This window comes from Streptomyces sp., from assembly GCF_036566765.1.
Lineage (GTDB): Bacteria > Actinomycetota > Actinomycetes > Streptomycetales > Streptomycetaceae > Streptomyces.
Genome location: NZ_DATCVQ010000364.1, coordinates 1 through 11641 on the forward strand (window position 1 = coordinate 1; position 11641 = coordinate 11641).

Here is an 11641-nt window from a genome sequence, read left to right on the forward strand (position 1 = left end):
CGCCCTTCGCGCACCGCCCGCCGGAGGGCCTCGGCGGCGGCTGGGCGAGCTCGCTGTATCACCTGGACGCGATAGAGGCGCTGCGGACGCGCGGCGGGACGCAGGTGTTCATCGAGCCGGACCTGCTCTGCGTACGACCGCTGGACGATCTGCTGGCCGCCGTCGGGGACCGGGTGGGGGTCCACTTCGAACCGGCGCTGATGCGCCCGGAGTCGAAGGAGTGGGACTCCTACTGGGAGCTGTGCGAGGCCATGCACCCCGAACTCGGTGAACAGGCGGGCCGACACGAGAGGTTCAGCGGTTCCTTCTACGTGATTCCCGAGCACCACGCCCCCGTCCTGCTGGACCGGCTCGAGCGTGCCTGGCAGCTCACACTGGACAGGCACGGGCAGGGGAGACCCGGGTTCTCCACGGACGAGCACTTCATGAACTACGCGTTGCGCGGCGTGCCCGTCGTGGAGATGAGCCGGCACACGCGCGTCGTCTCGACCGTGCCGTGGCTGCGGTGTCCCGAGCGCCCGGAGGTCGTGCCGGAGCTCACCCTGTGGAACCTGTGCTTCGAGAAGGACCGCGGATTCCAGCGGATGCATCCCTGCGCGGTGGACCCCGCGTCATGGTTCTGGACGTCGCCCGCCGCGGAGTTCCGCGAACGGGCCGCCGCGATCATGTCGGTCAAGCCGCCTCGCCCCGGGAGCGTCCTCGTCGAGGCCGCCGCACGGGTGCTCCGCGCCACCACGGACGAACGCCTGCGGCGGCGCCTTCGGGCAGGTTATGCGAAATTCGTGCAGCTCAGAGCGGTGACCAGAGCACGTTGAGAGCACCCCGGATCGCGCGGATCCCACCCGCCCGGCCGACCGTGGCTCCCGGGCGACGCAGCCCGTCGCACCTATCCTGATCAGGAAATTAAGTGTCATACGCCATTAAATGGGACACTCTTGCCCGGTGAGGGGTGCATGTTGGACCTTCGTGGATATCTCAAGGTACTCGCCAGACGCTGGCCGACCGTCCTGATCTGCCTGGTGCTCGGCATCGGCGCGGCGGAGACCGCCACCGCGCTGACCACGCCGGTCTACGAGGCCCGCACTCAGCTCTTCGTCGCCACCCAGACCGGCGTGGACACCAGCGACCTGACCCAGGGTCAGGCCTTCTCGCAGGCACGTGTCCAGTCGTACGCGGCGATCGTCGCCACCCGGCAGGTGACCCAGCCCGTGGCGCGCAAACTGGGGCTCGAGGTCACGCCGGAGGAGCTCGCGTCCAGCATCACCGCCGAGGCGCCGCTCAACACCGTGCTCATCAACATCACCGTGCGCGACACGGTTCCGGCGCGTGCGGCGCGCATCGCCGACGCCGTCGCGGAGCGCTTCATCACCGTCGTCGAACGCCTTGAGACGCCGAAGCGCGCCTCCTCGACCAACAGGCCCGACGCCTCCCCCGCCTCCCCCGTCTCGCTCGGCGTCACCCAGCAGGCGGCCGTCCCCACGGTCCCCGTGTCACCGAACCGGCTGCTCGACCTTCTCGCCGGAGTGCTCGGCGGGCTGCTGCTCGGCGCGGTCGTCGTCGCGCTGCGCGAGGCGCTCGACACCACGATCAAGACCAGCGCCGCGCTCGGGGAGCTCACCTCGCTGCCGGTCCTCGGCACCATCCCGTTCGACCGGAGCTCGGCGCGGCAGCGGATCGCGATGGACGCCGCCAGCACCTCCCTGCGCGCCGAGGCCTTCCGCAGGCTCCGCGCCAACCTGCAGTTCGCTCAGGTCGACGACCGGCCGCGGGTGATCGTCGTGACCAGCCCGGTGCCCGGCGAGGGAAAGACCACCACCTCCATCAACCTCGCACTCTCCCTCGCCGACGCCGGCATGCGGACCTGCCTGGTCGACGCCGATCTGCGCCGCCCGTCCGTGGCCGGCAGCTTCGGACTGGTGCAGGACGCCGGACTGACCACGGTCCTCATCGGCCAGGCCTGCGTCGAGGACGTGGTCCAGGAGGCCGGAGGCCGGCTCGCGGTCCTCACCAGCGGCGCCCTACCGCCCAACCCGACCGAGCTGCTCTCCTGCGGCAAGATGGCCGAGGTGCTGCGCGAACTCGCCGACGACTACGACGTGGTCATCGTGGACAGCGCTCCTCTGCTGCCGGTCGCCGACACCATCGGCCTCGCCCCGCTCGCCCACGGCGTGCTGCTGGTCGTCCGCGCCTCCAAGACCGGCCGCGAGCAGATCCGCAGCGCGGCCGAGTCGCTGAGCCGGACGGGCACCCGCGTTCTCGGCACCGTCTTCAGCATGGCCTCGGCCTTCAAGGGCGAGGGCTACGGCTACGGCTACGGGCCGACGGAAGTGCCCGTGCCCCGACCGGCCATCACTCCCGAGGAGCCTGCCGGAGTCGCCGCAGTCGCTCCGCGGTCGGTCGTCGGCGGGGCGTCTTCACGATCCTCCGTCGGCGAGCAGTGAGGCGGACGGCCTGGTGACCGCCTTCGAAGTGCTGTTCGTCTGCACCGGCAACCTGCACCGCTCGCCGGTCGCGGAACGCCTGCTGGCCGCCGCGTTGCCGGAGCCGGACTTCAGTGTCCGCAGCGCCGGCACCGCCGGCCGGCCGGTGCCGCTGGACCCCGTGACGCGCGAGATCCTCGGCAAACTCGGCGGTGACGTACGGGGGTTCACCGCCCGACGACTGGACGCCGGCCAGATCGAGCGGGCCGACCTGGTGCTGGGCCTGGAGCGGTGCCACCGGGAGGCGGCGGTGCGGCTCTCCCCGCTGGCGCTGCGCCGGTGTTTCACCCTCCGGGAGTTCATCCGGCTCCACGGCGGGACGGGGGCCGGGGCCCCGGCCGGGACGCCGCGCGAGGCCGTCCGGCTCGCGGCGTCCCGGCGCGGGTCGGCGGTTCCCGCGCCGGACGAGTCGGACGGCATCGAGGACCCGTACGGCGGCTCCCCCTCCGTGCTCAGGGCGCGGGCCCTGGAGGTCCGCGACGCGGTCCTGGCGCTGGCCGGGATCCTGCGTCCCTGAGCGGCCGCCTCACCCCCGGCGGTTCAGCCGCCGCACGGAGCCGCGGGCTTCACCGTGGCCTGCAGCGGCGTCACCAGGGCCTGTCGCAGAATCGTCGGGGGACGGTCGCCCTGGGGCTCGCGGAGATGCAGCACGAGCGTGCGGCTGGACTGCCGGGGAAGCTCCAGGTCGAGGGTGTGGACCGGGTGGCCGCGTTCGAAGCCGGGGATCAGGTCGATCCGGCGGCCGTCCAGCGTGGCCCCCGTCAGGGTCGCGTCCGTGCCCGTGTAATACGACACCAGCAGCCGGTTGTCGCCGGGGCGCGTCGGGTAGGGCGGGTGGTCGACCCGTTGGGTGACGTAGTGGGGGAGGCCCGAGACCGGGGCCCGGTTGGTGAGGGTCGCGGTCACGGTGACGGCTCGGCCGGTGTCCGTGCAGGCGCCGGGCGCCCAGACCAGACTGCGGTCGAGGTAGTAGTCCAGCTTGGTGCCGGCCGCGTTGTTGACCACGAGCCCCGCGAAGGGGCCGGGCGTGTCGGGGAGTACGCCGCCGAACGTCCGTGACGCCAGCAGCCGCTGCTCCGCCGGGTGCGCGCTCCACACCTGCATGCGGCCCTGCCGCTGCACCTCGGGCACGGCCCGCAGCAGCGCGGGGAGCACACGCGGGTCGTCGATCGCGGTCATCAGCCGTCCGGCGGCGGCGCGGGCGGCCTCGACGAAGAACGCCTTGCGCGCGGCGACGTCCTCGTACCTCGCGTAGCTGGCCCGCTCGGTGAGGTCCACGGCGTTGTCGGCGGTGAGCTCGGTGCCGTCCGGCATCCGGGCCGGCCCGGTGGCGCGCAGCAGAAGCCCAAGGGTGCCGGGGTCGATGGCGATCGCACCGTCCAGGCGCCGGCCCGTGTACACACGCCAGGCCTCGGTCCAGAGGCGGCCGGCGTACGGGAAGTGCGGGCTCATGTTGGAGTTCGCCCACATGGCGCCGGGCCCGTTGTTCCCGTACTGCGCCGTGAACTCGGCTCCGAGGTCCACGTTCGTGCGGACGCCGTCCAGATCCGTGTTGTTGCCGAAGCGCTCGAAGGCCAGCCGGCCGCGGTCGGCCCGCAGCACGGCGAAGGCTCCCGGGAGGCCGCCGGTGCCGCGCGCCTCGGCCGTGTTCTGGAAGGAGAGGAAGTAGCGCCGCGGCCCGTGCGCCCCGAGCATCGACGGCGCCAGGCGGGCCGCGACGGCGGCGTCGCGGGTCTTCGGGACGAGGCGGTCGAGCTGCTGCGCCAGCTGGGCACGGCCGCGGTCGGCCGCCGGCAGCCACGTGGAGCCGTGCAGTCGCCGGATGTCGTCTCGTACCTCGGTCGCGGCGTCCGCGGCGCGGTCGAACGCGGGCGCCTGACCCTCCAGCTCCGTGAGCGCGCGCGGGATGCCGCCCGTCTCGGCGCCCTGCGAGAGCCGGGGGACGGCGCGCAGCAGCGGCGGCAGCACGTCTCCGGCGAGTCTGTCCGAGGCGTCTGCGATGCCTCGCACGGTGTCGAGGGGCCCGCCGAGGAAGGGCAGCGCGGCGGCGGTGTACCAGGCCGGTCCCGTGGTCAGGTCGTGGGCGCGGCCGGCGTGCGCGGCCGCCGAGCGCATCAAGCGGTCCTGGTCGGGCTCCGCCGCCGCCCCTGCGGCGACCGCCTCGGCGGGGCGGGAAGCCGCGGTCGCGACCGACTCCCGGAGCGCGTCCAGGTCCTGCTGGGCGGCGCGGAGCTCGCCGTGGGCGAGCCAGCCGGTGACCCCGATCCAGGCGGCCGCCGCCGCCGGCAGAGCGGCGGCGGCGGCCAGCAGGACGGTCCTGGTCCGAGGGCCTTGGCCGAGCCCGGACGCCCCGCGGGCGTCCCCGTCACACTCGGGACGCCCGCGGAAGGTCATGCGCAGTCTGGAAAACGTCATGAGTTGCGTCGGCGGCGCGCGACGAACACGGTTCCGAGACCTGCCGCGACCAGACCGGCCGCCGCACTGCCCATGATCAGCTTCGTGTCGTCACCGGTGTCCGCGAGGTGCGGCTTGTCCGGGTGATCCGGGTGGTGCGGCTTGTCCGGGTGGTGCGGGTGCGGCGGCTTCGGCGGGTACGGGTGGTCGTCCGGCTTCGTCGGGTGCGGCTTCGGCGGGTACTGGTGGTCGTGGTCGTCGTCCGGCTTGTCGGTCGGCTTCGTCGCGTGCGGGTACGGGTCGTCATCCATGGCGTACGCGGCCCCCGCGCCTACCAGCGGCGCTACGACGAGCGCAGCGACCGTGGCGGCGGAGGCCAGGGCAGTTCGCCAACTCGGCGATACCGTCATCGTTTCCACTCTCCTTGACTCGGGCAGGGCCTGGCGGCGGCAGCGGGCAGCGTTCAGTACCCAAGAGACGCTAGATAAGTGGATAAATAGGAAATCAAGGCGAGAAATAACGCAGTACCGCCCAGAAGCCACCGGATGGTGTAGCGCGGCCACCCCTTTCCGCGCCGCTGCGCCAGCCGGGTGGGCTCACCGCCTCGCGCTCTCCCAACACACCGAGAAGGGCAATTCGGTGCGTAACCGTATCTCTTGCCTTTCGCAGGTTCGCAGGTCAACCCCAGGGAGCGAGTCATGGGTGCAATCGATGTGGTGGTGACGGGGGCCGGAGGATTCATCGGCGGCCATCTGACGCGGGCGCTGCTCGCCGAGGGCCGCAGCGTGCGGGCCGTCGACGTCAAGCCGTTCCACGAGTGGTACCAGGTCCACGACCGGGCGCAGAACGTGATCGGCGACGTCTCGCTGCGCGACACCTGCGCCGAGGTCATGGACGGCGGCGCCGACGAGGTCTACCACCTCGCCGCCGACATGGGCGGCATGGGCTTCATCGAGAACAACAAGGCCGCCTGCATGCTCTCCGTGCTCCCCAGCACCCACATGCTGCTCGCCGCCAGGGACGCCGGCGCCGGCCGCTACTTCTACTCGTCGTCCGCGTGCGTGTACGCCGCAGACAAGCAGACCGACGCCGACGTGCTCCCCCTGCGGGAGGAGGACGCGTACCCCGCCATGCCCGAGGACGGCTACGGCTGGGAGAAGCTGTTCAGCGAGCACATGGCCCGCCACTTCCGGGAGGACTACGGGCTGGCCACCCGCGCCGGCCGCTACCACAACGTCTACGGCCCGCACGGCACCTGGACCGGCGGCCGCGAGAAGGCCCCCGCCGCCGCCTGCCGGAAGGTCGCCCTCGCCGTGCTCGGCGGCGGCGACGAAGTCGAGATCTGGGGCGACGGCGAGCAGACCCGCAGCTTCACCTACATCGACGACTGCGTCGAGGGCACGCTGCGCCTCACCCGCAGCGAGTACACCGAACCGCTCAACATCGGCTCGGACCGCATGGTCTCCATCAACCAGCTGTACGCGATCGTCGAGGAGATCGCGGGGGTCCGGCTGCGGCACCGCCACGTCCCGGGCCCGCTCGGCGTACGCGGCCGCAACAGCGACAACACCCGGATCCGCAAGGAACTCGGCTGGGCGCCGGAGACCACGCTCTTGGAGGGCCTCGAAGCCACCTACCGCTGGGTGTACGACCAGGTGAAGGCCCAGCTCGACGGCCGGCCGGTCACATGCTGACCGCCGGGCATCCGCGCGTGGACGTCCTGGGAGTCGGCGTCAGCGCCGTGGACCCGCACCTGGCCGTCGAGGAGATCGCGCGCTGGATCAGGACCGGCGAACGGTCCTACGTCTGCGTCACCGGGGTCCACGGCGTCATGGAGTGCCAGCGCGACCACGCCCTGCGCCGCGTGCACAACGCCTCCGGCCTCACCGTCCCCGACGGCATGCCCATGGTGTGGGCCGGCCACCGTGCCGGGGCGACCTGGATGCGCAGGGTCTACGGGCCCGACCTGATGCTCGCCGTCCTCGAACGCGCCGCCCGGGAGGGCTGGTCCTCGTTCCTGTACGGCGGCGCCGAGGGCGTACCTGAACTCCTCGGCGAACGACTGGCAGACCGCATCCCCGGGCTGAAGATCGCGGGTGCGTACTCGCCGCCGTACCGGCCGCTGACGCCGCGCGAGTCGGACGAGATCGTCGACACCGTCAACGCCTCCGGGGCCGATCTGGTCTGGGTCGGTCTGTCCACGCCCAAGCAGGAGCGCTGGATGGCCGCGCACCGTGACCGGCTGAAGGCCCCGGCCCTGCTCGGCGTCGGAGCCGCCTTCGACTTCCACGCCGGTCTCAAACCCCAGGCGCCCGGCTGGCTGCAGCAGCGCGGCCTGGAGTGGGCGTACCGCCTGGCGAAGGAGCCGCGCCGGCTGTGGCGCCGCTATCTCCGCAACAACCCGGCCTATCTGACGCAGATCGCCCTGCGGCCGCCCCGGCTGACGACGACCGAAGGCAGACACCTGTGAAGACCCTCCGCGTCCTGCACTCCCTCAACGAACTGCGGCCGTCGGGCGCCGAGGTCATGCTGCGCAGCGCGGCCGCCCAGTGGAAGGAACACGGGGCCGAGGCGGACGTCCTCGCCGTGGCCCCGGACATCGGCCCCTTCGCCACCGATCTGCGCGCGGTCGGCTACGACGTCGCCCACGAGAAGAACGCCCCATGGTGGCTGGTGCCGTTCCGCTTCAGGCGGCGCGTCAAGGCCGGGCGGTACGACGTGGTCCATCTGCACGACGAGACGCTGAACTTCTGGCTCGCCCTGGCGGCCTACAGCGCCGGGGCCAAGGTGGTCAGCACGGTGCACAACGTCTTCCCGCTCCGCGGCAAGGCACGCGCCAAGCGCATCGTCCAGCGCGCGATCCTCCGGGCCATGGGCACGGTCCACGTGGCCGTCAGCGAGGACGTGGCGAACAACGAGCGCCTCCGGTTCGGCAATACGGCCCGGGTCGTCGACAACTGGTACGACCCCGCGTTCACGCCCCCGACTCCCGAGGAGCGCGCCCGGGCCAGGGCCGCCCTGGGCCTGGGCGAGCACGACGTCGTGGCGGTCAGCGTCGGGAACTGCTCCTCCGTCAAGCGCCACGACACGGTCCTCGCGGCCATGGCGGACCCGGCCGGCGCGCCGGGACTCGTGTACCTCCACCTGGGCCAGGAGGACGAGGCGTGCGAGGAGCGCCGTCTGGCGGAGGAGCTCGGGGTCGCGGACCGGGTGCGGTTCCTCGGGGCCAGGCACCCTCTGGAGGCGCTGCACGCGGCCGACGTTTTCGTCATGCCGTCCGTGCACGAGGGCCTCGGCATCGCCGCCGTCGAAGCGCTCGCCACCGGGCTTCCGGCGGTCTTCGCCGATGCTCCCGGCCTGCGCTCCTTGGCGGCGGCGAGCCCGGCGGCGGTACTGACGGACGTCGCGCCCGAGCACCTCGCGCGCGCCCTCGCCGAGGCAGCCGTGCGGCCCGCCGCCGTGCAGGGACAGCAGGCCACCGCTGCTATGCGGAGCCGGTTCGGCATGGCGCGCGGCGTGGCCGAGCACGTCGAGATCTACCGGCGACTGCTGGCTTCATGAACGGGCGTTCCCCCGCGCCGAGTCGCGGAAGAGCACCAGGTCGCACTGGAGCATTTGACCCGTGCCGGGGTCGATGAATCCGGGGAGGGTCGCCATCAAGGTGAGGCCCAGTTCTCCTTGTGTGAGAGCGAGTGCATCGGAGAACAGAAGGCCGCCCTCGTAAAGCGGCACGAACGACGCTTCGACCTGGAGGCCGGTGCACTCCTTCGCGTACGCGCCGGCCCCGCGCAGCACGTGCGCCTCGTATCCCTGGACGTCCAGCTTGAGGAAGACGCGCCCGCCCGGCTCGACGGCCTCGTGCCACACCTCGTCGAGCCGCCGCAAGGGGACCGATTCCGTCCCCACGTAGCGGGCGTGCGGCGCGGCCCGAGTGTGCCGGGCGTGCATGGGCAGCAGCGAACTGCTGGCTCCCGCATTGGCCGCGACGTTGATGGTGCCGGTCCCGGACCGGTCCCCGAGCGCGTACGGCAGGACCGACCACAGGCGGTCGGACCTGGCCCGGCGGCGCAGCTCGGCCGCGGGCCCGGACAGCGGCTCGAAGGAGACGATCCGCCCTCGGTATCCGCTGTGCCGCAGCATCGTGCCGTAGTCGCCCGTGTTGGCGCCCACGTCCAAGACGGTGTCGATGCCATGGGTCTGCAGAAGCTGCACGAGTTGGGGGCCGGACCAGGAGGCCGGGTAGCGAACGATGTCGATGCCGATGCGCCGCACTGCATTACGCGCCCGACGAAGGATGATCACAGAAGAACTCCCTTTCATATGGACTTCGCAATTCGCCGCGACATCAACGCACGTGTCGCGTGAAGACATTCTGCGCCACACCGAATTGGCAGCATCAAAGCGACTCGCACTGCTTCAGGTGAGACCATGCTCGGCCGGCATGGTAGGAGTGATTCGCGAATTGTCCGGAAGCACCGCGAGACCGTGGAGCCACGTATGAACACGATGACCGACGAGGACCGCACACGCGCTCTCGAAGTGCTCTGCCGACGTCAACGCATCTGGCGCTCGTCTCTTTTCCGCGTGCTGCGGCATCCCCTGCGCACGGGGTATCCGACCCCGTCACGGCTGCGCAGATGGAGGCGAATCGGGCACAGCGTACAAGTGCAGGCGCCGACCCCGTGGGGGCAGCGCATGACCGTCACCCTGCCCGACGACGTGTCCGTCTTCCTGCACCGGAACGGCTTCTTCGAGTACGAACTGAGCGCGTTCTACCTGCGGTTTCTCCGGCGCGGGATGACCTTCGTCGACATCGGCGCCCACATGGGCTACTTCAGCATGCTGGCGAGCAGAGCCGTCGGCCGGACCGGCCGGGTCCTGGCCTTCGAGCCGACTCCCTCGACCTTCGGCGTGCTGATGGCCAACACGGGCACGGAGCACAACGTCACCCAGGTCAACAAGGCCGCCTGGTCCGAGACGTCGACGCTCGCCCTGCACGACTACGGGCCGTGCTTCAGCGCCTTCAACTCCTTCTTCGATCCCCGTCTCCCCGATTCCGACAAGGCCCGGCTGTCCGACCGCACCCACCTGGTGCCTGCTGTCCGGCTCGACGATTTCGTGCGCGACGAGGGGTGCGTTCCCGACGCCGTCAAAATCGATGCGGAAAGTGCGGAATTGCACGTGCTGGACGGCATGCGACAGCTGCTGAGCGGACCACGGCCCGTCCTGTCGATCGAGGTGGGGGACATGGGCGTGCCCGATGCTCCGCGGAGCCGGGAAGTCGTCGACAAAGTCCTCTCGTTCGACTACCGCGCCTTCGAAATGCGCGATGGTCGCGTTCTCCCGCACCAGGTTCGCGAGGAGTACGACTACGAGAACATTCTCTTCGCCCCGGCCGAGCGCTCTCACGTCATGACGGGCATGTCCTGAGCGCGGTTCTCGGCGAACCAGCGGAGATAGGCGGAGGCCGTCTCCTTCACGTCGAAGGCGGCCACGGCACGCGCGCGCCCCGCAAGCGCCAGACAGGTGCGCAACCCGTGGTCGCCGCCAAGGCGCACCATCGCGGAGGCCAAGGACGCCGGCGAGTCGACGTCGGCGAGCATTCCCGCCCGGCCCTCGTCGAGCACCCAGGGCACGCCGCCGCTGCGCGCGCCGGCGACGATCGGCACCCCCATGGCCATGCCTTCGATCAGGGTCAACGGGCACGCCTCGACACGCGAGGGGTGGACCAGCACGTCCACCTCCTCCGCGATCCGATTCAGGAGCGCCTGGTGGCCGTTGGGGCCGGCGAACTCGACGCCGTCGGTGAGGGAGCGCCGCGCCGCCCACGCGGCGGCCGGGCCGCCGGGCTCGAACCCCTGGCCGAGCAGCAGCAGCCGCGCACCGGGCAGCGCGGAGCGCACGGCGGGGAAGGCCCGGAGCACCGCCTCGCCGTTCTTCAGCGGTCCCCATCCGTTGAGGACGGTGGCGAAGACCGGTGCGGCGCCGCGGTCCCGTACGGCGGCGCTCGGGAAGTCCTGGACCGGGATGCCGTTGGGGATCACGCGAATCGGGCGGCGCACGCCGAGGCAGCGGCGTACATGCCGGGCCGTGTAGGGGCTGACGGCGCTCAGCGCGGTCGCCCGGTGCACGGCGGGCACCGCCATGGCGTTGTAGAGCCAGCGGAAGGCGGTGCCCATCTCCCAGGCGCAGCGCAGTGGCGCGTCGTGCGCGGTGACGTAGGCGGGCCGTCCGCTGGCCACCGCGGCCAGCGCGAACTCGTACGTCCAGTGGGCGTTCACCACGTCGGGACGGTGCTCCCGCATGGCTGCCGCCAGCTGTCGCCGCTCGACACGGTAGTAGTCCCGCAAGTAGTCGCGCGCGAAGCGCCGTCGGGGCACGACGACGGCTCTCAGCGGACCGTTCACCTTGGTCCACGGCTGCCGCAGCTCGGTGTTGTGCGCGTACACGGTGACCTGGTGGCCCTGTTCGAGCCAGGCGTGCACGAGCTGCCCGATGAACGTCGGGCCGTCGGTGGGCGGCGGTTCGCAGCCGAAGGCGTCGCGCAGGTAACCCGCCGGGAACGGCCCTGAGAAGCCGATGTGCATGACAGCTCCTTGGGATCTGTGATCTACGGAGTCACGAGACCGCGTTGCACGGCCGTCGCGTACAGGGGCATCCGGCGGCGCGCGGCCAGACAGACGAGGGCGACCGGGAGCATGCCGAGCAGGGCGAAACCCGTCGCCGCCAGGGGCGCCTCGCCCAGGGAGGCCCCGGCCAGGCCGCTC

General features: G+C 71.7%; 12 protein-coding genes. 8 read left to right on the plus strand and 4 right to left on the minus strand.

The window, feature by feature from the left end; translation table 11 throughout:
• The 3 genes from VIU94_RS21080 to VIU94_RS21090 all read left to right on the plus strand — a co-directional run.
• A partial coding sequence (locus VIU94_RS21080; RefSeq protein WP_331913394.1) for a hypothetical protein occupies positions 1-815 on the plus strand: 815 nt, incomplete at its 5' end.
• 138 nt (positions 816-953) lie between these two features.
• Positions 954-2441 (plus strand): tyrosine-protein kinase domain-containing protein, encoded by a 1488-nt coding sequence (locus VIU94_RS21085; RefSeq protein WP_331913395.1) that lies wholly within the window; start codon positions 954-956, stop codon positions 2439-2441.
• 13 nt (positions 2442-2454) lie between these two features.
• Positions 2455-2997, plus strand: a complete 543-nt coding sequence (locus tag VIU94_RS21090) for an arsenate reductase/protein-tyrosine-phosphatase family protein (protein WP_331913396.1) — start codon at positions 2455-2457, stop codon at positions 2995-2997.
• A gap of 23 nt (positions 2998-3020) precedes the next feature.
• Here the strand turns inward: VIU94_RS21090 and VIU94_RS21095 are convergent, their stop codons facing one another.
• Together VIU94_RS21095 and VIU94_RS21100 are read right to left on the minus strand one after the other, a co-directional pair.
• On the minus strand, positions 3021-4874 hold the full coding sequence (locus VIU94_RS21095) for a DUF4012 domain-containing protein (RefSeq protein WP_331913397.1): 1854 nt from the start codon (positions 4872-4874) through the stop codon (positions 3021-3023).
• A 17-nt stretch (positions 4875-4891) separates the two neighbouring features.
• Positions 4892-5284 (minus strand): LPXTG cell wall anchor domain-containing protein, encoded by a 393-nt coding sequence (locus VIU94_RS21100; RefSeq protein WP_331913398.1) that lies wholly within the window; start codon positions 5282-5284, stop codon positions 4892-4894.
• A gap of 288 nt (positions 5285-5572) precedes the next feature.
• Between VIU94_RS21100 and VIU94_RS21105 the strand changes: the two genes are divergently transcribed.
• Genes VIU94_RS21105 through VIU94_RS21115 form a run of 3 tightly spaced genes read left to right on the plus strand, consistent with a single transcriptional unit; the run spans position 5573 to position 8435 of the window.
• Positions 5573-6568 carry an NAD-dependent epimerase/dehydratase family protein gene (locus VIU94_RS21105; RefSeq protein WP_331913399.1) on the plus strand — a complete coding sequence of 332 codons (996 nt, stop codon included), beginning with the start codon at positions 5573-5575 and terminating at the stop codon, positions 6566-6568.
• 17 nt (positions 6569-6585) lie between these two features.
• Positions 6586-7344: a WecB/TagA/CpsF family glycosyltransferase gene (locus VIU94_RS21110; RefSeq protein WP_331913400.1), complete on the plus strand. Its 759-nt coding sequence runs from the start codon at positions 6586-6588 to the stop codon at positions 7342-7344.
• The gene (locus VIU94_RS21115; protein ID WP_331913401.1) at positions 7341-8435 is read left to right on the plus strand and encodes a glycosyltransferase; all 1095 of its coding nucleotides are present in this window, start codon (positions 7341-7343) and stop codon (positions 8433-8435) included. The genes VIU94_RS21110 and VIU94_RS21115 overlap by 4 nt, the downstream gene beginning before the upstream one ends.
• Here VIU94_RS21115 and VIU94_RS21120 read toward each other — a convergent pair.
• Complete coding sequence (locus VIU94_RS21120) at positions 8430-9044, minus strand: FkbM family methyltransferase (protein WP_331913402.1); 615 nt, start codon at positions 9042-9044, stop codon at positions 8430-8432. The two genes, VIU94_RS21115 and VIU94_RS21120, sit on opposite strands and share 6 nt — an antisense overlap.
• A gap of 21 nt (positions 9045-9065) precedes the next feature.
• Here VIU94_RS21120 and VIU94_RS21125 point away from each other — a divergent pair, with 21 nt between their 5' ends.
• A complete protein-coding gene (locus VIU94_RS21125; RefSeq protein ID WP_331913403.1) occupies positions 9066-9239 on the plus strand; it encodes a hypothetical protein in 174 nt (57 codons plus the stop codon).
• Positions 9240-9371: 132 nt separating this feature from the next.
• Complete coding sequence (locus tag VIU94_RS21130; RefSeq protein WP_331913404.1) at positions 9372-10304, plus strand: FkbM family methyltransferase; 933 nt, start codon at positions 9372-9374, stop codon at positions 10302-10304.
• Here VIU94_RS21130 and VIU94_RS21135 read toward each other — a convergent pair.
• Positions 10280-11461: a glycosyltransferase family 4 protein gene (locus tag VIU94_RS21135; RefSeq protein WP_331913405.1), complete on the minus strand. Its 1182-nt coding sequence runs from the start codon at positions 11459-11461 to the stop codon at positions 10280-10282. The two genes, VIU94_RS21130 and VIU94_RS21135, sit on opposite strands and share 25 nt — an antisense overlap.
• Between the last annotated feature and the right edge of the window lie 180 nt (positions 11462-11641).